We start from the raw sequence: 20,385 nt of genomic DNA, 5'->3' as shown, positions 1-20,385 counted from the left end.
TGTCGAGATGAATGCAAAAGCCCCCGAAAGGGGGCTTTTGTTTACGCGGGCGTGGGTGCTTGGCCGATCACTGGCGCGCGCGCGCCTTGCGTGTGAATTCCTCGGCGGTGATCGGATCAACGGCACTGATCGCGCAGCTCTGTCCATTGGTGCGCAGCTTGCTGGCCCCTGCGCCGCAGAGTTGGCCCTCCCGGCCGGGCGTGACAAAGGCGAGCTTCGGCGACATCGCGGCGCTGCTGCAGGAGCGTTCGAAACGCACCAGGTAATGCTGGTCGCCATTGCGCAGCAGCACGTCGCGGTCAGCCCCGTTGCGTACCAGCTGTTGATCCGCAGAGAGCGTGATGCAGTCGCCGGGGGCTGTGGGTTCGGCGGCCTGGGCCGACGCGGCGGCCAGACAGGTGATCAGGAGCAGGGGAGACAGGTACTTCATGGCGGGGGCCATCGGGTCATGATCCGGATTGGATCGACCGCCAGCGTGGACCGTTGCGTGCCAGGGCGAATCTGCATCAAGGCATCCTGACCGACGTCAGGGTGCACTGGGTCAGGGTGTCGCTTGGCAGGGTAAGGCCGCTGCCGGCAGAATGCCGCCCACGCGAAAAGGCCAGCACCTGGCTGGCCTTCTGGCGGGAACAACCCCCGGACCGCTTATTTCATGCGGTAGGTGATGCGACCCTTGGTCAGGTCGTACGGGGTCATTTCGACCTTGACGCGGTCGCCCGTCAGGATGCGGATGTAGTTCTTGCGCATGCGGCCGGAGATGTGGGCGATGATTTCATGCCCATTTTCCAGTCGTACGCGGAAAGTGGTGTTCGGCAGCGTCTCGCTGACGGTGCCTTCGAACTCGATGGAGTCGTCTTTCGACATGTAGTCCTGTGCAGTTCTGTAACCGGCCGAGCTGGCCTGAAGAGCGGGCATTTTACGCGCGTCGGGCGATTGATGCAAAGTTTTGGTTAAGGCCGGTCCGGATCAGCGATTTCGGCGGCGGTCAGTGTGCCGAACAAATCCACCCAATCGCCTGCGGCGGCTGGCTGTTGGACCTGTTCACGGACCAGTGCGAGAAAACGCTGCCGGGGCCAGTGCTCAGCGCCCATGCGCAGGAGATGGTCATTTTCGACCTGCGCATCGATCAGCGGCCACCCCCAGCTGGCCAGCCGATGGGCCAACCCGGCCAGGGCGACCTTGGAGCCGCCCGAGACCGCACTGAACATGCTCTCCCCAAAGAACATCCGCCCGATCGCCACCCCGTAGATGCCGCCGACCAGGGCATCGCCATCGAACACCTCCACCGAGTGCGCGAAGCCGAGACGGTGCAGGTCGACGTAGGCGTCGCGCATGTCGCGCGTGATCCAGGTGCCGTCCTGGCCCGGGCGCGGGCTGGCCGCGCAGGCATCGATCACCTGCTCGAAACAGGTGTCGGCCCGTAGCGTCCAGGCGCTCTGCCGGAGCGAGCGGCGAAAGCGGCTGGACAGGTGCACGCCGTCGGTACGAAACACCATGCGCGGGTCCGGCGACCACCACAGCAGCGGCTGGCCTTCGGAGAACCACGGAAAGATGCCGCCGGCATAGGCGTTGAGCAGCCGCACCGGCGAGAGGTCGCCGCCGAGCGCCAGCAGGCCATCCGGATCGCGCAGCGCGGTCTCGGCGGGCGGGAAGGGAGCGTCCGGCGCATCGTCCAGGCGCCAGGGCAGCCGGCGGGTCATGCCAGGTCGGCCTTGAACGGACTGTGCGACGCCAGTACACGTGCGTAGTGGGCGACCTCGGCGCGCTCCTGTGCGCACCACGCAACCAGTGCCTCGGCAAAGGCGGGCTCGGCGATCCAGTGCCGGCTGCGCACCCGGTGCGGCAGGAAGCCGCGCGCCAGCTTGTGCTCACCTTGGGCGCCGGGCTCGAAGCGGGCCAGTCCTTCGCGCAGGCAGTAGGCGATGCCCTGGTAGTAGCAGGTCTCGAAATGCAGGCCGGGCAGGGTGGCGCCGCCCCAGTAGCGCCCATAGAGCGTGTCCGCGCCACGCAGGCACAGCGCACCGGCGACCGGCTCGCCATCGAGCACGGCCAGGAAGATCACCAGCGCGCGCGGCATCGTGCGGGCGAGATGCTGCAGGAAGGGCAGCGTCAGCGCAGGCGAGTTGCCGTACTCGGCGAAGGTCTGCAGGTAGAAGCCGTGCATGGCGCGCAGATCGGCCTCGGTCGCCTCATCGCCATGCACGATGCGATACGTGACGCCGCTGCGCGCGAGCTTGGTGCGTTCCTGGCGGATGTTCTTGCGGTGCTTGTGGTCCATCGCGCCGAGGAAGTCGTCGAAGGTCTGCCAGCCACCGGGGTTGTGCCACTGGAACTGGATGTCCTCGCGCAGCAGCCAGTCCGGGCTGAAGGCGGGGTCTTCCTCGGCGGGGTGGAAGTTGATGTGGGCCGAGGACCAGCCCAGGCGTGCCACTTCGCCCGCCAGCGATGCCAGCAGCGCGCCGCGATCCTCCGTTGTGCCGGCAAGTAGACGCGGGCCGGTCACGGGCGAATACGGCACCGCGCCCAGCCACTTGGGGAAGTAGTCCAGCCCGTGCTGGGCGTACGCGTGCGCCCAGGCGTGATCGAACACGAACTCGCCGTGCGAGTTGTCCTTGAGATAACCCGGGATCGCCGCGACCAGGGTGTCCCCGTCCCACAGGGTGAAGTGGCGCGGCCGCCAGCCCCATTCGGGGCGCAGGCAACCGTGTTCTTCAAGGCCGGCGAGGAAGGCGTGCGACAGGAACGGGTTGCGGCCGTCGTGCAGGGCGTCCCAGGCGGCGGCGGGGACATCGGACAGGCGATGCAGGAAACGTGGATCGGGCATGGGCAGAGGATAGAGCAGGTGGGACGGGCGCAGGGCGGGCGGAACGTACCGGCCAGTAAAAAGGCCGGTGAATGATTCACCGGCCTTCGTGTGCTGCGCGATTCGGGCGTCAGATCAGCTCGCCTGACCCTTCGCATCCAGATAGCGCTCGGCATCCAGTGCGGCCATGCAGCCGAAGCCGGCCGAGGTGATCGCCTGACGGTAGTGCTGGTCGGCCACGTCGCCGGCGGCGAACACGCCTTCCACCGAGGTCTGGGTGGCGTTGCCGCCCAGGCCCGAGCGGATGTCCAGGTAGCCGTTGTTCATGGTCAGCTGGCCATCGAACAGGCTGGTGTTGGGGTGGTGGCCGATCGCCACGAAGAAGCCATGGGCCTCGATGTCACGGGTGCTGCCGTCCAGCGTGGACTTGACGCGCACACCGGTCACGCCGGCGTCGTTGCCCAGCACTTCGTCCACCTGGTGGTGCCACACGGTCTCGATCTTGCCGGCGGCGACCTTGGCGAACAGCTTGTCCTGCATGATCTTTTCCGCCTTGAGGGTGTCGCGGCGGTGGACCAGGTAGACCTTGCGGGCGATGTTGGACAGGTACAGGGCCTCTTCCACGGCGGTGTTGCCGCCGCCGACCACGACCACGTCCTGGTCACGGTAGAAGAAGCCATCGCAGGTGGCGCAGGCGGACACGCCGCGGCCCTTGAAGGCCTCTTCGCTGGGGATGCCCAGGTACTTGGCGGTCGCGCCGGTGGCGATGATCAGGGCGTCGCAGGTGTACTCGGCGCTGTCACCGATCAGCTTGAACGGGCGCTGGGAAACATCGGCGGTGTGGATGTGGTCGAAGATGACCTCGGTTTCGAAGCGCTCGGCATGCGCCTGCATGCGGCTCATCAGGTCCGGGCCCATCAGGCCGTGCGCATCCCCGGGCCAGTTGTCCACCTCGGTGGTGGTCATCAGCTGGCCGCCCTGCTGCAGGCCGGTGATCACGACGGGCTTGAGGTTGGCGCGCGCGGCGTAGACGGCGGCGGTCCAGCCGGCCGGGCCGGAACCAAGGATCAACAGGCGGGAGTGCTTGGAGTTGCTCATGTAAGCTCGCAATAGAAGGTAGGGCGGGAGTGCCGGCGCAGTGATTGCGCGGCATCCGAGCGAAGTCATAGAGTGGCGGCAGGGGCGGGGCGATTCAAGGCGCGCAGTGGAACGCGGCGACCCGCGCAGCACGACGCCCATTCCGGCGCCGGGGTTTTGACGCTGACCGTGCCGGCCAGCGGCCGGCACCTACCGGGGTGGGGTCCAGTCGTTTATTATCAAGCACTAACAGTGCATTCCCAAGGTGTGGTCTAAGGTGGCGAAACAGGTCCCGGAACGATCCAAGGCGTCCGACAGCAAGGCAGCGCCGCGCAAACCGGCCAGCGTGGACAACCCGCGCCGGCAGCGCCTGTGGCGCGACCTGGGCTTGATCGCGGTCGCCCCGGCGCTGCTGTATCTGGTCGCCAGTCTGTTCACGTATTCGGCCACCGACCCGGGCTGGTCGCATACCGGCAGCGTGGTCGCGCCGGTCCACAACATGGGCGGCCGCGCCGGTGCCTGGATCGCCGACGTGCTGCTGCAGCTGTTCGGCTACATGGCCTTCGTACTGCCGATCGTGCTGGGCGCACTGGCGTGGATCGCGATGTTCGGCCTCAAGCGCGAGGCCAAGGGCGAGCATGACCTGGACCCGGCCCTGCGCCTGGTCGGTCTGGTCGGTTTCCTGATCGCCGGTACCGGCTTCCTGCACCTGCGCCTGTTCGTCGCCGATGTGGCCCACGCCGGCGGCATCCTCGGCAAGCTGGTGGGCAGTTCGCTCAGCGTCGGTTTCGGCGCATTGGGCGCCAACCTGTTCGTACTGGTCCTGCTGCTGGCCTCGATCACCCTGGCCACGGGCATCTCCTGGTTCGTGGTGATGGAGAAAATCGGCAACTGGGTGCTGGCGCTGCCGCCGCTGTTCAACAAGAAGAAGGAGCAGGCCACCGAGTGGCAGCAGACCCGCGCGATGCGCGAGGAGCGCCAGGAAGTGCGCAAGGTCGACGCCGAGGTCCGCGCCAAGCGCGAGCCGGTCAAGATCGAGCCGCGCCCGGAGCCGGTGCTGGAGAAGAGCGACCGCGCCAAGCGCGAGACCCAGATTCCCATGTTCCGCGGGGTCAATGGCGATGGTTCGGATGTGCCGCCGCTGGCACTGCTGGACGATCCCAAGCCGCAGCCCAAGGGCTACGACGAGGGCACGCTGGAAACGCTGTCGCGCCAGATCGAGTTCAAGCTCAAGGACTTCCGTATCGATGCGCAGGTGGTGGGTGCCTATCCCGGCCCGGTCATCACCCGCTTCGAAATCGAGCCGGCCCCGGGCATCAAGGTCAGCCAGATCAGTTCGCTGGACAAGGACATCGCGCGCGGGCTGTCAGTCAAATCCGTGCGCGTGGTCGATGTGATTCCGGGCAAGTCGGTGGTGGGTCTGGAGATCCCCAACGTCACCCGCGAGATGATCTATCTCTCCGAGCTGCTGCGCTCCAAGGAATACGACAAGTCCGCCAGCGTACTGACCCTGGCGCTGGGCAAGGACATCGCCGGCCGCCCGACCGTGGCCGATCTGGCGCGCATGCCCCATCTGCTGGTGGCCGGCACCACCGGCTCGGGCAAGTCCGTGGCGGTCAACGCGATGGTGTTGAGCCTGCTGTACAAGGCCTCGCCGAAAGACCTGCGGATGCTGATGATCGACCCGAAGATGCTCGAGCTGAGCGTCTACCAGGGCATCCCGCATCTGCTGGCGCCGGTGGTCACCGACATGAAGGAGGCCGCCAACGGCCTGCGCTGGTGCGTGGCCGAGATGGAACGCCGCTACAAGCTGATGAGCGCGGTAGGCGTGCGCAACCTGGCCGGCTTCAACAAGAAGGTCAAGGATGCCCAGGATGCCGGGCAGCCGATGATGGACCCGCTGTTCAAGCCCAATCCGGAACTCGGCGAGGCCCCGCGTCCGCTGGAGACGCTGCCGTTCATCGTCATCTTCATCGACGAATTCGCCGACATGATGATGATCGTCGGCAAGAAGGTCGAAGAGCTGATCGCGCGGTTGGCGCAGAAGGCGCGTGCGGCCGGCATCCACCTGATCCTGGCCACGCAGCGCCCCTCGGTGGATGTGATCACCGGCCTGATCAAGGCCAACATCCCGACCCGCATCGGCTTCCAGGTCAGTTCGAAGATCGATTCACGCACCATCCTCGACCAGTCCGGCGCGGAAACGCTGCTGGGCCACGGCGACATGCTGTATCTGCCGCCGGGTACCGCGTTGCCGGACCGCGTGCATGGTGCGTTCGTCTCCGATGAGGAAGTGCACCGGGTGGTCGAACACCTCAAGGCCAGCGGCCCGACCGACTACATCACCGGCGTGCTGGACGAGGTGCAGATGATGGGCGATGGCGTCGTGGTCGGCCCGGGCGGCCTGCCCGAGGCAGGCGGTGGAGGAGGCGACGAATCCGACCCGCTGTACGACGAAGCGCTGCGCATCGTCACCGAAACCCGTCGTGCGTCGATCTCCGGTGTGCAGCGTCGCCTGAAGATCGGCTACAACCGTGCTGCGCGCCTGATTGAAGCGATGGAGGCGGCTGGCGTGGTCAGCCCGCCCGAGCACAATGGCGACCGCAGCGTGCTGGCGCCGCCACCGCCCAAGTAAGGCCGGGTACTGCCCGGCCGTCATTGATCGGCACCCGGCCGGCGACGTCCTCGCCGGCCGCTTCGCACAAGGAACCTGCAATGAAGCCGATGCGCTGGATGATGGTAGGTGCGCTGCTGGTCGCGCCAGTGGTGGCGCAGGCCCAGGCCCAAGCCCAAGCCCAAGCCCAAGCTGCGCCCTCGGCTGCCGAACCGGTCGCACCGGTCGCGCCGGGTGGGCAGGGGGCGGGCACTGAAGCGCAGGCCAGCAACAACTTCAGTTTCGTACGCTATCGTGCCGACTACGTGGTGCGCCCCGATGCGGGCAATACGCAGACCGAAGAGTACGACATCCTGCTCAAGACCAAATCGGCGGTCGAGCAGTTCAGCCAGGTGCGGCTGAGCTACAGCGAGAAGATGGAGACGCTGGAGGTGCTGCAGGCCTACACGTTGACGGCGGACGGCCAGCGCCGCGACGTGCCGGCCGACCGCATCTATACCCAGGAAAGCTATTCCAGCGCGGCCGCGGCGATGTACGCCGACCGCAAGGTGCGCGTGGTGGTCTTCCCGAATCTGGCGCCCGGTACCCGCGTGGTCTACCAGACCCGGCGCACCCAGAACACGCCGTATTTCCCGGGCTACTTCGGCCTGTGGGAAACCTTCAGCGTGTTCACGCCGTATGACGATGCGCGCGTGACCCTCACCGCCCCGGCCAGCCTGCCGATGCAGGTGGAGCAGCGGGGCGTGCGTGGCAGTGAGAAGCCCCGGATCCGCAATGGCCAGGCGCAGTGGGAGTGGACGTACCGCCGCAGTGAGCCGCTCAAGGCGCAGAACTGGTCCGCCGCCGCCTGGGAATACAGCCCGGGCATCATGGCCAGCACGTATCGTGACTGGTCGCAGGTGGCACAGGCCTATCAGCTCAAGGGTGGCGAGGCGGCCGCGGTCACCCCGCAGATCCAGGCGTTGGCGGACCAGCTCACCCGCGGCATCACCGACCGGCGCGAGCAGGCCGCCGTGCTGTACCGCTGGGTCGCCCAGAACATCCGCTACGTGGCGGTCTACCTGGGCAACGGTGGGCTGGAGCCGAACCCGGCGCAGAGCATCCTCGACAATCACTACGGCGACTGCAAAGACCATGTAGTGATCCTGGAGGCGCTGCTGGCTGCACGGGGCATCCAGAGCACCCCGGTGCTGATCGGCGCCGGTGGCGGGCCGACCCTGCCGACCATTCCGCTGCTGGGCCGCTTCAACCACGCGATCACCTATCTCCCCGAGTTCGACCTGTATCTGGACTCGACGACCTCCTACGCGCGCTTCGGCCAACTGCCCGACGCCGATCTCGGCGCACCGGTGCTGCACACCCGCCAGGCCGTGGTGGCGCGCACCCCCGCCAACGATGCCAGCCGCAACGGCACCGGGCTGGAGGCTGATTTCCGCTTCGACGCGGCTGGCAACCTGGTCGGCCAGACCCTGCAGCAGCCCAGCGGCGTGGCCGAGATCGGCATGCGGGCCGCCTTCGCACGGCTCAACGCACAGAACCGGGCGCGGGCGGAAGAATCGATCATGGCCGCCTCCGGTTTCGATGGCAGTGGCGCGCTCACCCTGCTCGGGGATCCGCAGGACCTGACCCGTCCGTTCAACTTCCGCTACGACTTCCAGGCCAGCGACTACGTCGATTTCGCGGTTCTCGGCGGCATGGTGCTGCCCGATGCGCCGGGCGGTGAGTCGTTCCGTGACCTGTACGCCAGCACCTCGGCGCCGGACAACGCTACGCCGTTCTACTGCAACGACAGTCTGCGCGAGGAGCGCTATCGGCTCACCTTCCCGGCCAGCGTGCCGATCGTGGCGATTCCGCGCAGCCAGCAGTTCGACAATGCGGGTGGGCAGTACACGGTGGAGTGGACGCGCGAAGGGCAGGTGGTCAGCGCGCGCCACCGGCTGCATCAACGCGCCGTGCGCGGGGCGGACGCGCTCTGCCAGCCGCAGGACTACGCGGCGTTCCGCGAGCTGTACCAGCAGGTCCGGCGCGGCTTCCGCGGGCAGGTGGTGTACGGCGATCTGAAGACGGTGCAGGCCGGGCCATGAGTACGCTCGGCACACCCGCTTCCAGCGCATAATGCGTCCCTGATCGCCCATTCAGGATTGAATGGGCACACTGCCTCCCATCCTTCCCATTCGCCTGGATACCCGCATGCACACCACTTTCCGCCGCTCCCTGCTTGCTGCCACCCTGGTTGTCGCCAGTGTCGGTTCGGCGTCGGCCTGGGCGGGCGCCCGTGATGAGCTCAACCGTTTCACCCAGGGTCTGAAGGGCCTGGACGGGCAGTTCAGCCAGCAGGTGTTCGACAGCAAGGGCAAGGTCAAGGAAACCACCAGCGGCCGCGTTGCGTTGTCCGCGCCGCGCCTGTTCCGCTGGGAGTACATCAAGCCGCACGAACAGTTGATCGTGGCCGATGGCAAGAAGGTCTGGGTGTATGAGCCGGACCTGGAGCAGGCCAGCGTGCGCCCGCAGGGCCAGGAAGAGCAGAACAGCCCGCTGACCGCCCTGATCAATCCGGCGCTGCTGGACAAGCAGTACGACGTCAGCGAAGAGGCGGCCGTGCGTGATGGCCTGCAGTGGCTGGCGCTGAGCCCGAAGCGTGATACCGATACCGCCTTCCAGTACGCCGCACTGGGCTTCAATGGCCAGGGCCTGGCCCGCATGGAAGTCGTGGATGCGGTTGGCCAGCGCACGGTGATCAGCTTCACTGGCTGGAAGCGCAACCCGAGCTTCGCCTCGGGCACCTTCAGCTTCACCCCGGCCAAGGGTGTGGACGTCATCGGCGAATGACGGTGTAGTGCCGGCCGCTGGCCGGCATGCCCGCTGCAATCTGCCGCGATACACTAGACACGTGGCCAGAAACCGAACGACTTTCAATGGGCCCGATCTGCTGACCGTGGATCGGGACAACATGCGTCCGCTCGCCGAGCGGATGCGCCCGCAGACGCTGGACGAGATGGTGGGCCAGAAGCGCCTGCTCGCCCCGGGCAGCGCGCTGCGCCGGGCGGTCGAGTCCGGCCATGTGCACTCGATGATCCTGTGGGGCCCGCCAGGCTGCGGCAAGACCACGCTGTCGCTGCTGCTGGCGCATTACGCCGATGCCGAGTTCCGCGCGATCTCCGCCGTGCTGTCCGGCCTGCCCGAGGTGCGCCAGGTGCTGGCCGAGGCCGCGCAGCGCTTCGTCGAGGGGCGCCGCACGGTGCTGTTCGTGGACGAGGTGCACCGCTTCAACAAGGCCCAGCAGGATGCGTTCCTGCCGCACATCGAGCGCGGCACGATCGTGTTCGTGGGCGCCACCACCGAAAATCCGTCCTTCGAACTGAACTCGGCGCTGCTCTCGCGCTGCCGCGTACACGTGCTGGAGTCGGTCTCGCCAAGCGACATCGTCGAGGCGCTGGAGCGGGCGCTGCAGGACACCGGGCGCGGCCTGGGCGCCGAGCATCTGCAGGTGGCGCCCGAGGCGCTGCTGGAGATCGCGACCGCCGCTGATGGCGATGTGCGGCGCGGGCTGACCCTGCTGGAGATCGCGGCCGAACTGGCCAGCGGCGATGGCGGGGAGATCAGCCCGGAGATGCTGGTGCAGGTGCTGGCCGACCGCACCCGTCGCTTCGACAAGGGCGGCGAGCAGTTCTACGACCAGATTTCGGCACTGCACAAGTCCGTGCGCAGCTCCAACCCGGATGCCGCGCTGTACTGGCTGACCCGGATGCTCGACGGTGGCTGTGATCCGTCCTACCTGGCCCGGCGGCTGACCCGCATGGCCATCGAGGATATCGGCCTGGCCGATCCGCGGGCGCAGTCGATGGCGCTGGAGGCGTGGGATATCTATGAGCGCCTGGGCAGTCCGGAGGGCGAGCTCGCCTTCGCGCAGCTGGTCCTGTACCTGGCCAGCACCGCCAAATCGAACGCCGGGTATGCCGCGTTCAACAAGGCCAAGCAGGAAGTGCGCGAGACCGGCACCCAGGAGGTGCCGTTGCACCTGCGCAATGCGCCGACCAAGCTGATGAAAGAGCTGGGTTACGGCAAGACCTACCAGTACGACCATGATGCCGACGGCGGGATCGCGCTGGACCAGACCGGCTTCCCCGATGCGATGGGCGAGCGCGTGTATTACGAGCCGGTGCCGCGCGGGCTGGAGATCAAGCTGAAGGAAAAGCTGGACCGCCTGCGTGCCGCGCGCGAACAGGCCCGTGCGGAGAAGGGTCGCGACTGATGGACGGCATCGGCGTCTGGTGGCAGCAGTTGGGCCTGGTGATGGCCGGCGGCGCACTGGGCGCTGCGCTGCGCTTCATGGTGGGCGATGCGATGCTGCGCCAGTTCGGCAATGGCTTTCCGTGGGGCACGCTGACGGTGAACCTGGCCGGTGCGTTCGTCGCCGGTTACGTGATGATCTGGCTGCAGAGTCGTGGCACGGCGGCGCTGTACTGGCGCGCGTTCCTGATCGTCGGGATCGTGGGCGGATTGACCACGTTCTCCTCGATGATGCTCGAATCGCTGGTGTTCACCCGCACCGATCGCAGCGTGATGGTGCCGCTGTATCTGGGCGTGAGCCTCATTGGCGGGATGCTGCTGGTGTGGGCGGGCGCGCGTGTCGCAGAGGCGTGGCGCTGACGCTTGCGTCGCAAATGCAGAAATCCACGGAAAACGCTGGATTAAAGTGATGTCTCACGATATCTTGCGCGCCCCCGTTTGCATCCTCGTCCGTCATGCGCGATGAACAAGACCCCGGAACACTGGAACTGACGCTGCCGCGCAAGCGCGGCCGTCCGCCCACCTTCGGCTACGCGATGACCGATGCACAGCGCGCCGCCCGCTACCGGGCCCGCCGCGCCGGCCAGGCTGGCCACGCCGATGTGCGCAACTGCAGCGACATGGTGCTGCTGGACAAGATCCGCGCCTCGATCACCAGCAAGGACCCGGAACTGACCGGGTTCCTGGTGCACGTGCTCTGGCAGCGCTACCCGCTGCAGCTCAAGTAAGGACAGCCTGCCACGCGTGATACAGCGTGACGTCGTGGTCGATCGACTGGTGCGCGATCCGGATCGATTGCATGCTCAGGCCGACGTGACGTTCTTGCTGGCGCGCTCGTGGTTGAGGAGTTCGCCAAGGCGCATCGCCAGCATCTTGACCAGCGGGTCGGCAGTGGCGCGATGGAGCAGGGCGATCTCGAACGTATCGATCGGTGGCAGGCCTTGTTCGGCGCCCAGCACGGTGTGCTCGCGGCTCAGGGCACGCGCCGGCAGCAGGCTGATGCCCATGCCATCGGCCACCGCGCCCTGGATCCCGCTCAGACTGGAACTGGTGAAGCTGATCCGCCAGCGGCGCCCGAGCGCTTCGATCGCGTCGATGATGTCATCGCGGTAGAGTCCGCGCGGCGGAAAGGTGACCAGGGGCACCGGATCCAGGCCGATGCAGCCATTGCGGGCACTGTCGATCCAGACCATGGTCTCGGGCCAGCAGGCCACCGCGGCACGGCTGTTGCGACGCTGCTTGACCAGGATCAGGTCGAGTTCGCCATGATCGTAGCCGTGGGCCAGGTCGCGGCTGAGGCCGCTGGTGACCTCCAGCTTCACCTGGGGATGTTCGCGGTTGAAGGCGCCAAGCAGCTGGGTGGTCGCGGCGCTGACAAAGTCCTCCGGTACGCCCAGCCGCACGGTGACGGCCACCGTGGTGCCGGCCAGGGCCTCCAGCAGCTGATCGTTGAGCGCCAGCAGTTGGCGCGCATGACCCAGGACGATCTCGCCGGCATCGGTGGGATGCACATCACGGTTGCCGCGCACCAGCAGCGGATGGCCGGCCATTTCCTCAAGCCGGCGGATCTTCTGGCTGATGGTGGATTGGGTGGAATGCAGGCGGGCGGCCGCCGTGGTGAAGCTGGCGCAATCGGCCACCATCACCATGGCGCGCAACAGGTCCAGGTCGAACAGCGTGCGATTCGGTTTTTCACTGGCAGTCATGGCGCCATTGTGAAGCGCAATGACCACGGCCGCTATGGCCATACCCGGTGGCTACACGTCCGCGGGCGTCGGCACGGCGTCGGCGGTGCCGGGGGTCAGGCTGCGCGCCACCCGCTCGCCAGCCGCACGTAGCCGGTCGATCAGTGCGGGTGGCCCCAGCACCTCGAACTCCAGGTCCATGGCCAGCAGCCAATAGATCACCGAGCCCATCGGGTTGGCGCCACAGCGCAGCAGGCAGCGCTGGTCATCCACACCCTCGAGCACCCCGGCCGACGCAGGGATGCGCTGGCGCAGGGCAGCCAGGGGTGCGTGCAGGATGATCCGCGCCTCATCCGGGTACTGCCCGAGCGAGAGCGAGCGGGCCACCCACTGGCGCAGGTCGCCGTCGCCGGGCCCGGCGCGGGGCGCGAAATGCGCGCCCACCACGGGCGTACTGGTGATCCGGTCGATGCGGAAGGTGCGCCAGTCGTCGCGTGCGGGGTCCCAGGCAACCAGATACCAGCGCCGATCGGTGTGCACCACGCCTTGCGGCTCCACCTGGCGAGAACTTGGCTGACCTGTGCGGTCGATGTACTCGAAGGCCAGTTGCAGTTGGTCGCGGCAGGCTGCGGCCAGGGCGGTCAGCCGACCGGCATCGACCAACGGTCCGATCTGATCGGTGGGCAGGATCGCTGAGCGCAGTGCCTCCAGCCGGGGCCGTAGGCGCGGTGGCATCGCCTGTTCAATCTTGACCAGCGCGGTGATCGCGGTCTGCTCGATCCCGCTGATGGTGCCGGCCACCGCCGTGCGCAGCGCGATTGCCGCCGCCAGCGCTTCATCGTCGTCCAGCAGCAGCGGTGGCAGGGCCCGGCCCGGGCGGAAGGCGTAGCCGCCGGCGACACCGGTGCTGGCGTGGATGGGATAGCCCAGCTGGCGCAGCCGGTCGATGTCGCGGCGGAGCGTGCGTGGATGGATGCCCATGCGCTCGGCCAGCATGCCGCCGCCCCAATGCGGGCGCGATTGCAGCAGGGACAGCAGGCTCAGCAGGCGGGCGGAGGCGGTCAGCATCAGGAAAGCGTAGCAGCCATTGCGGGCGGGTTCTGTCCGCAAGGGTGGCTAGCCTTGGGGCCACGGTGCAGGACCGCTTTGGTCGCACCCCTGACCACCCTCAAGGAGTTCCAGATGTCCCTCGTCTTCTATTGGCACCCGATGTCCAGCGCCACCCCGATCGCCTGCGCCCTGGCCGAACTGGCCGTCCCTCATGAGCGGGTCAGGATCGACATCCGCGCCGGCGAGCAGCGCACGGCCGACTACCTGGCCATCAATCCCAACGGCAAGGTGCCGTGCCTGGTGGTGGATGGCACGCCGATGTTCGAAGCCCTGGCGATCCACCTGTGGCTGGGCGAGCACCACGGCGTGGCCAAGGGGCTCTGGCCGCAGGACGGTACACCGGCGCGGCTGGAGGCGATGTCGTGGTGCACGTGGGCATATGTCACCTATGGCGCGGTGATCGGGCGTGTGTGGCTGGCCACCACGGACGATGCGCTGCGCCATGCCGACCATGCCGCAGCTGGCATCCGCGCGGCCAATGAACTACTGGACGTGCTGGAGGCGCGCCTGTCGCAGCAGCCATGGATGTTGGGTGAGGCCTACTCGCTGGCAGATCTCGTGGTGGGCAAGGTGGTCGGCTACGGGACCTTCGTGGGCGCTGCCGTGGACGCGCACCCGGCCGTGGCGGCGTGGCTGGGACAGCTGCAGGCACGGCCGGTGATGCAGGGCGAGATGTGAAACAGCATGCTCATCTGGAATGCACATGACGCGCATTCCAAAATTTAACTGGTGAATGGACCGGGCCCGACCGTAAGGTGGCCCGGTTCTCCATTTTCCGGTGCATTGCCCATGTCCCTGCGTCTTGCCCTTCCGGTGCTGCTTGCACTGGCCCCTTCCGCATTCGCGGCCGAGCAGGCCGACCTGATGATCCGGCATGCGACCGTGGTCGATGTGGAGCATGCCTCCACCGTGCCGGACCAGACCGTCGTGGTACGCGGCCAGGACATCGTGGCGATGGGCAGTGATCGTGCGATGCGCAAGGCGTGGAAGGCCCGCGAGGAGGTCAACGGCAAGGGGCGCTATCTGATCCCGGGCCTGTGGGACATGCACGTGCATTTCGGGGGCGGCCCGGAGCTCATTGAGGAGAACAAGGCGCTGCTGCCGCTGTACATCGCCCATGGCATCACGACCATCCGCGACGCCTCCGGCGATCTGCCCGACCAGGTGCTGCAGTGGCGCGGCGAGATCGCCAGCGGCCGGTTGGCCGGCCCGCAGTTGTTCACCTCGGGTGCCAAGATCGAAGGCATCAAGCCGGTCTGGAAGGGCACCATCGAAGTCGGCTCGCAGGCGGACCTGGATGCGGCGTTCGTGCGCTTGAAGCGCGACCGCGTCGACTTCGTCAAGATCACCGACAGCACCCTGACCCCGGAATTGTTCCTGGCGGCCGTGCGCGGTGCACGCGCCAACGGTCTGCGTGCATCCGGGCATATTCCGATGGCATTGACCGTGCAGCAGGCGGTCGATGCGGGCATCAGCTCGATCGAACACCTGGACTACGCCTACAAGGCGGGCGTCAACGATGAAGCCGCGATCGCCGCGGACTTCGGCGCCAAGCGCATCGATCGCGCGCAGGCCAACGCGCGCTTGGATGCGGGCTTTGACCGTGACACCGCCATGGCCGCCTATCGTGGTTTCGCGGCCAAAGGCGTGTTCGTGACGCCGACCCTCAATGGCGGGCGCATTCTGGACTTCCTGGACCAGGACGACCATCGCAACGATCCCTACCTGGCCTACATCGGCCCGAAGCTGCAGGCCACCTACGCCTGGCGCGTCGAGCGCGCGGCAAAGGCGACCCCGGCGCAGATCGACGCGCGGCACCAGGAGTACCACCAGGTCGCCGCGGTGCTGCCGATGCTGCAGCAGGCCGGCGTGACGATCATGGCCGGTACCGATGCGGGCTTCCTCAACTCGTTCAACTATCCCGGTATCGGCCTGCATGACGAGCTGTCGCTGTTCGTCAAGGAAGGGCTGACCCCGGCGCAGGCCCTGTCCGCGGCCACGCGCGCGGGCCCGGCCTGGTTCGGCACCCTGGATCGTTACGGTGCGGTCGCGCCCGGCAAGGCGGCCGACCTGGTGTTGCTGGAGCGCAATCCACTGGAGGATATCGAGGCCACGCGCGGCATCCAGTACGTCGTGCTGCGCGGCCAGGGCTATGACCGCACGGCGCTGGATGCGCTGTTGACGCAGACCAGGGCCAAGGTCGCTGCGTGGAAGGCGGAAGCGGCGAAGGAGTGACGCCTTGGCGCGCTCACCGGAGCGGTGGGCGCGCACACGTCCGGGGGGGGGGCAGGTCCGCGGGCGCACAGGTCGGGTGGCGTGCCGGCCTACGGCCCCGCCGGCGAAATGAACTCCAGCGTACGGCCGTCTGCCAGGCGGGCGGTCGCGCTGCGCGCCGGAAGCGGACGGCTATCCACCTGTCGTGGTTGATCGGAGAAATTCGCCACGATCACGCTGCCATCGGCAAATGTGGTCTGCTGCACCTGCCCGGCGGCATCGCGCCAGCGGAAGTCGGTCAATGCCTGGTCGAACAAGTGCTCATGCACGGGACGGAAGAACGCGTCCAGCTGGCGCAGGTAGGCGATCCGTGACGGGGCGGTCGCCACGCTGAGGTTGAGCAGGGGTGGTACGTTGTACAGCTGCTGCAGCAGCTCGGTGGTGCTGCGGCTCTCGCGGAACTTGAGGCTGTCCAGGGTCCAGTGATGGGTGCTGACCACGCTGTCGTGGAAGGCCGCCTGCAGCAAGGGCAGGCGACGGGCCGGGTTGAAATAGAGCTGCTGGTAGCGGGGCTTGAGCCGGCTCTGTTTGAAGAAGAAGGCAGGCTGGTGCTCCGGCGCCCACGCCCCGAGGTAGTACGGCGAGTCGCGCTCGCGGCGCATCTGCGGATCGCGCCAGCCAAACCCGGCGGTCTGCGCGCCGTGCGCGAAGACGATATGCCGGTTGACCACGGCCGAGCCGACTTCCGAGCCGACCACCAGTGCCTGGGTATCGGCCAGCCAGGCGAGGGCCGCGTTGCGGTTGGCCGCATCCTGCGCCTGCGGGGTGGGCTTGGCCGGGTCGCTGTCATCGAACAGCATGCCGGTCGCTGCGACATCCAGGAACCAGCTGTTGTAGGGCGTGGTGGCGCGCAGGTCCCGCACCCGACGTTCCATCAATGGCCGGATACAGGCTGCGTTGGTATACACCCCGCTGCCCTGGAACCCTTTGATCCGCTGGCCATCGGGTGTCATGATTCCGCAGCGCTCGAACGCGTCCTGCCCGAGCTGGGCCGACAGCCAGGACGGATTGTCGTTGCCGTCGGGCAGGGCGGTGTCATAGGAATCGTACGGCGCCACCAGGTAGCCGGCCTGTACGCCTGCTTCCACGCCGCCCGGGCTCGCCCAGCCCGCCGTCCAGTCAGGCAGTCCCAGCCACAGGCGCGGCAGGCCCGCGGCCTGCAGGGCGCAGATCATCTGCGGCGACGCACTGTCGCCCCGCAACGCCTCGGGCTGCAGCGCCGTGCCCAGGGTGGCATCCAGCTGGTGCCGGCGCTGCTGCATGGCCTGGGCGGTGTCACCGGGAAACTGTGCCGCCAGCGCGGCATTGATCGCGGCCACCAACACCTGTTGCACATAGGGGCCGCTGTGTGCGGCGGCCAACGCCTCCAACGCCTCGTCATCCTTCTGGATCCACGCGCGTGGCAGCAGCGCCTTCAGCGTCGCCCAGTCGCGTACGTCCTGTTCCACCAGCAGGCGGTCACCCCACAGATACAGGTGGCTGGCACCGATCAGCTTCTCACCGTCCGGCAACGCGGCGAGTTTGTCCTTCAGCGGCACGAAGCCGCCCTGCGCCTGCAGCCACGCCCGGTAACGTTTGGCCGGCGCCAGCCAATCCGGCGCATCCAGGCTGACGATGACGGTATACGGCTCAGACACGTTGAGCGCATTGAAGTGGTGCTCGGCGGCGACCGCGACGCCTGGCCCATCGGCGCTGAAGTGAACGGTGTTGTTGAAGGGTGTCGCGAACAGGATCGACAGCACGCGGTCCGGCCACGCCAGGCCGATCACGGGCAGGGTAAGGTCTTCGGTGGTGTTGATCTCGCCGTAGGCATCAAGCAGTTCATCCCGCCAGACGGTGTCATCGGCGGGAAGGTAGTAGCCCTCGTGCAGCGGCAGCAACAGGGCGTGCGGACCGGCGGGCAGTCGCGGCCAGTGCACGCTGCCCTCGGTGGTCCGGTTGAAGTGCATCTGCAGCGTATCGCCGACCAGCTCGGCCCGTACCTGCGTTGCATCGCCCCATCGCCATCGACCGGTAGCGGCGGTCTGCTTCAGCGCCGATACCGTGCCGGCGTCGCCCGCCGAAGAAATGCGGGTGGTGGTGCCGTCGGCCTGGGTGGCGGTCACCGCCAGCGTTGCAGGATCGATCTCGACGCGCCACGCCGGGTTGGTCAAGGTCAGGGCGTGGCTTTGCGTTGCGGGCAGCAACAGCAACAGAACAAGGAAGTACTTCATGCAGGGTCCGGGCGAAGGTGGCGTGCGGGGCGAGGCGGTCGCCGGAGAGTAAAGCGGCGGCGGTCGCCGGCGCCTGCCGCGCGTCACAGTTGATGCGCGGGGTGCTGTCACGATTCATGAAGCGTGCGGCGCGTCATGCTCGTGTCGGTGCTTCAGCCTCGTCGCACGGCGTGCTGCCTTCTCCGCTACCGCTCACCGCTCACCGCGCTGCCGTTGCGATCCGCTCGCCCAGCGCGAACGCACTGTGCAGGTGGGCCTGAGCATCACCCGTGTCGGTCTCCAGCAGCAGGGTGGACGAGAGCACCGGCGCGCCGCAGTAATGGAAGATGCCGGTGTCGATCTGGGTCTTCATAGCCTCGGAGTAGCCGCGCTTGTGCCAGGTGCGCGCATCGGCGCCCCCCAGGCCGACCAGATGGACGGACAGGTGCCCCAGTTTCTTGAGCACGCCCTGGCCGCTGCTGTCGTCATAGGCCCAGCCGCCCGTGAAGACGCGGTCGATCCAGCCCTTCATCAGCGCCGGCATGCTCCACCAGTAAACGGGAAACACCAGCACGAGTGCGTCGGCGCGGTCCAGGCGGGCCTGTTCGGCCAGTACATCGGCCGGGAACGCGCTCAGGCGGTGGTGGCCTTTCAGGTCGTGCCGGGTGTAGCGGGGGTCGAAGCCCTCGGCATGGAGGTCGGCCAGTTCCACGGTCGCGCCGGGGGCGGTGGATAGGCCGTCCGCGATGCGGCGGGCGACGGCCTGGGTCAGGGCGTCGGGATGGGGGTGAGAGGTGACGATCAGGGTGTGCATGGGCGTCCAAGGGGAGGAGGTTGTATACTTTCGGTAAGTTACGAACTTTAAGTTACGATTGGTATATAGCGATGTCAAGCCCGCTCGACTCTGCCGTTCCGGTGGCGCCTCGCCGCCGCATGACCCGCGACGATCGCCTGCGCCAGTTGCTGGAGGAAGCGTGGCGGCTGGTGCGCGAGGAAGGCACCGACGCGCTGACCCTGGGGCGGTTGGCCGAGCAGGCCGGGGTGACCAAGCCGGTGGTGTATGACCATTTCGGTACGCGGGCCGGTCTGCTCGCGGCGCTGTACCAGGATTTCGATGCGCGCCAGGGCGTGGTGATGGAGGCGCGGTTTGCAGACAGCGGTCCGACGCTCGCCGAGAAGGCGCAGGTCATTGCCGATGCCTACGTCGCCTGCGTCATGAAGCAGGGGCGTGAGATTCCCGGCGTGATCGCGGCGTTGGCCGGTTCGCCCGAACTGGCACGGATCAAGCGCGAGTACGACGTCGTGTTTCTCGAGCAGTGCCGCGCGCTGCTGTCACCGTTCGCACCCTCGGGCGTGCTGGCCCAGGCGGGATTGTGGGGCATGCTGGGCGCGGCAGAAGGGCTCTCCTATGCCGCCACCACGGGCGATATCACCGCGCAGCAGGCCGTGCAGGAGCTGGCGGCGACGATCACCGCGATGGTGACGCGTAGCTGAGCGCTTTGCGCGGTGCAGGGCCATGGGCGTGCGAGTGAGCGATGGCCGGACGCGTATGATGTCCCGCCCTCTTGGACTGGATCCCATGCGCGTTTTCCTGCCTGTGCTTGTACTTGCTGCCGCGATCGGCGCAGCGCTGCCCGCTGCTGCCATGACGATCTCGTTGAACGAGCGTCTGAAGGCGGCGTCGCGTATCGAGGTGAACCAGGTGCCGCCGAGCGGTGCGTCATTGCTGGCCCATGTGCAGCAGTTCCGCAACGGCGACAGCCTGATCAGCCTGGGCGAAGGCGAGGGCACGCCGGTGGTGCTGACGCTGTGCAACGGCAAGGCGCATTTCAATCTGGAGGCAAACTGGCCAGGTGCGCCCGAGGCGAAGACGCAGGAAGAGAAGCAGATGCGTGCGTACGGGATGTACATGGCGGTGATGGGCGGCATAGCGATGGTGCAGGCGGCCGCGGGCGATGCGCTGGTACTGCCTGCCGCAGGACAGACCGCCACCGTGCAGCACGAAACGCCGTGGGCCTATGGCAAGGAGCACTACGCGGTGGCGGTGACCAGTGCGACCAGTGGCGAGCTGCGGATCAGGGCCACCAAGACCGGGACGACCGCCAAGGCGCCCTCCGGGCCGGATGACGTGGTCAGCACCGATGATGACCAGGCCGCGCGGCTGGCCGAGCTGGAGCCGGTGGGTACCTGGCGGGAGCTGGTGATCGGCTCGGCGCCGATGGCGGCGTCGGTGCCGGACAGCTTCCCGCTGAAGGGCTGGATGTCCGTCGCCGGCAAGGGCGGTGCGACGGTGGGTGCGGCGCGCAAGGCGTCGGGCGATTGCGCGCGCTGAGCCCGTGC

The 20,385-nt window shown here is 67.5% G+C and carries 19 protein-coding genes; 10 read left to right on the top strand and 9 right to left on the bottom strand.

The annotated features are described in order from the left end of the window. Positions 1-67: 67 nt before the first annotated feature. The 5 genes from HMPREF3113_RS07020 to trxB all read right to left on the bottom strand — a co-directional run bounded on the left by HMPREF3113_RS07020 (position 68) and on the right by trxB (position 3,901). Positions 68-430 (bottom strand): hypothetical protein, encoded by a 363-nt coding sequence (locus tag HMPREF3113_RS07020; RefSeq protein ID WP_070471582.1) that lies wholly within the window; start codon positions 428-430, stop codon positions 68-70. A gap of 215 nt (positions 431-645) precedes the next feature. Next, a complete protein-coding gene (gene infA / locus HMPREF3113_RS07015; RefSeq protein ID WP_005409596.1) occupies positions 646-864 on the bottom strand; it encodes a translation initiation factor IF-1 in 219 nt (72 codons plus the stop codon). A gap of 86 nt (positions 865-950) precedes the next feature. Beyond that, positions 951-1,700, bottom strand: a complete 750-nt coding sequence (gene aat / locus HMPREF3113_RS07010) for a leucyl/phenylalanyl-tRNA--protein transferase (protein ID WP_070471581.1) — start codon at positions 1,698-1,700, stop codon at positions 951-953. Continuing rightward, complete coding sequence (locus HMPREF3113_RS07005) at positions 1,697-2,824, bottom strand: GNAT family N-acetyltransferase (protein WP_070471580.1); 1,128 nt, start codon at positions 2,822-2,824, stop codon at positions 1,697-1,699. Before HMPREF3113_RS07005 ends, aat begins: the two co-directional genes overlap by 4 nt. A gap of 114 nt (positions 2,825-2,938) precedes the next feature. Then, positions 2,939-3,901, bottom strand: coding sequence for a thioredoxin-disulfide reductase (trxB, locus tag HMPREF3113_RS07000; RefSeq protein ID WP_070471579.1), 963 nt, complete (start codon positions 3,899-3,901; stop codon positions 2,939-2,941). Between the two features lie 256 nt (positions 3,902-4,157). Here trxB and HMPREF3113_RS06995 point away from each other — a divergent pair, with 256 nt between their 5' ends. The 6 genes from HMPREF3113_RS06995 (at position 4,158) to HMPREF3113_RS06970 (ending at position 11,512) form a co-directional block, all read left to right on the top strand. Further along, a complete protein-coding gene (locus HMPREF3113_RS06995; RefSeq protein ID WP_046272445.1) occupies positions 4,158-6,515 on the top strand; it encodes a DNA translocase FtsK in 2,358 nt (785 codons plus the stop codon). A gap of 80 nt (positions 6,516-6,595) precedes the next feature. Beyond that, entirely contained in the window at positions 6,596-8,578 is a 1,983-nt protein-coding gene (locus HMPREF3113_RS06990) for a DUF3857 domain-containing transglutaminase family protein (RefSeq protein ID WP_070471578.1), read from the top strand. Positions 8,579-8,684: 106 nt separating this feature from the next. After that, a complete protein-coding gene (lolA, locus tag HMPREF3113_RS06985) occupies positions 8,685-9,323 on the top strand; it encodes an outer membrane lipoprotein periplasmic chaperone LolA (RefSeq protein ID WP_070471577.1) in 639 nt (212 codons plus the stop codon). Between the two features lie 121 nt (positions 9,324-9,444). Continuing rightward, on the top strand, positions 9,445-10,746 hold the full coding sequence (locus HMPREF3113_RS06980) for a replication-associated recombination protein A (protein ID WP_254665253.1): 1,302 nt from the start codon (positions 9,445-9,447) through the stop codon (positions 10,744-10,746). Further along, positions 10,746-11,144, top strand: a complete 399-nt coding sequence (gene crcB / locus HMPREF3113_RS06975) for a fluoride efflux transporter CrcB (protein WP_070471575.1) — start codon at positions 10,746-10,748, stop codon at positions 11,142-11,144. Before HMPREF3113_RS06980 ends, crcB begins: the two co-directional genes overlap by 1 nt. Positions 11,145-11,239: 95 nt before the next feature. Next, positions 11,240-11,512, top strand: coding sequence for a hypothetical protein (locus HMPREF3113_RS06970; RefSeq protein WP_019184750.1), 273 nt, complete (start codon positions 11,240-11,242; stop codon positions 11,510-11,512). Positions 11,513-11,587: 75 nt separating this feature from the next. Here HMPREF3113_RS06970 and HMPREF3113_RS06965 read toward each other — a convergent pair whose 3' ends face one another. Then, positions 11,588-12,490, bottom strand: coding sequence for a LysR substrate-binding domain-containing protein (locus tag HMPREF3113_RS06965; RefSeq protein ID WP_070471574.1), 903 nt, complete (start codon positions 12,488-12,490; stop codon positions 11,588-11,590). A gap of 51 nt (positions 12,491-12,541) precedes the next feature. Next, the gene (locus HMPREF3113_RS06960; protein WP_070471573.1) at positions 12,542-13,537 is read right to left on the bottom strand and encodes a helix-turn-helix transcriptional regulator; all 996 of its coding nucleotides are present in this window, start codon (positions 13,535-13,537) and stop codon (positions 12,542-12,544) included. Between the two features lie 114 nt (positions 13,538-13,651). Here HMPREF3113_RS06960 and HMPREF3113_RS06955 point away from each other — a divergent pair, with 114 nt between their 5' ends. Both HMPREF3113_RS06955 and HMPREF3113_RS06950 read left to right on the top strand, forming a co-directional pair. Next, on the top strand, positions 13,652-14,257 hold the full coding sequence (locus HMPREF3113_RS06955; RefSeq protein ID WP_070471613.1) for a glutathione S-transferase family protein: 606 nt from the start codon (positions 13,652-13,654) through the stop codon (positions 14,255-14,257). A gap of 111 nt (positions 14,258-14,368) precedes the next feature. Beyond that, positions 14,369-15,814, top strand: a complete 1,446-nt coding sequence (locus HMPREF3113_RS06950; protein ID WP_070471572.1) for an amidohydrolase family protein — start codon at positions 14,369-14,371, stop codon at positions 15,812-15,814. Between the two features lie 89 nt (positions 15,815-15,903). On the opposite strand, the gene HMPREF3113_RS06945 is transcribed toward HMPREF3113_RS06950, so the two are convergent. Beyond that, complete coding sequence (locus HMPREF3113_RS06945) at positions 15,904-18,066, bottom strand: glycoside hydrolase (RefSeq protein ID WP_070471571.1); 2,163 nt, start codon at positions 18,064-18,066, stop codon at positions 15,904-15,906. A 199-nt stretch (positions 18,067-18,265) separates the two neighbouring features. Further along, positions 18,266-18,859: an NAD(P)H-dependent oxidoreductase gene (locus HMPREF3113_RS06940; protein WP_070471570.1), complete on the bottom strand. Its 594-nt coding sequence runs from the start codon at positions 18,857-18,859 to the stop codon at positions 18,266-18,268. A gap of 119 nt (positions 18,860-18,978) precedes the next feature. On the opposite strand from HMPREF3113_RS06940, the gene HMPREF3113_RS06935 reads away from it, so the two are divergent. Both HMPREF3113_RS06935 and HMPREF3113_RS06930 read left to right on the top strand, forming a co-directional pair. Then, positions 18,979-19,539, top strand: a complete 561-nt coding sequence (locus tag HMPREF3113_RS06935; RefSeq protein ID WP_237393533.1) for a TetR/AcrR family transcriptional regulator — start codon at positions 18,979-18,981, stop codon at positions 19,537-19,539. A gap of 85 nt (positions 19,540-19,624) precedes the next feature. Next, complete coding sequence (locus HMPREF3113_RS06930) at positions 19,625-20,377, top strand: hypothetical protein (protein WP_070471569.1); 753 nt, start codon at positions 19,625-19,627, stop codon at positions 20,375-20,377. Positions 20,378-20,385 lie beyond the last annotated feature (8 nt).

This window comes from Stenotrophomonas sp. HMSC10F06 (genome assembly GCF_001807865.1).
Lineage (GTDB): Bacteria > Pseudomonadota > Gammaproteobacteria > Xanthomonadales > Xanthomonadaceae > Stenotrophomonas > Stenotrophomonas bentonitica_A.
The sequence above is the reverse complement of the archived record's forward strand: the minus strand, read 5'-3'. Positions and strand labels throughout refer to the sequence as shown.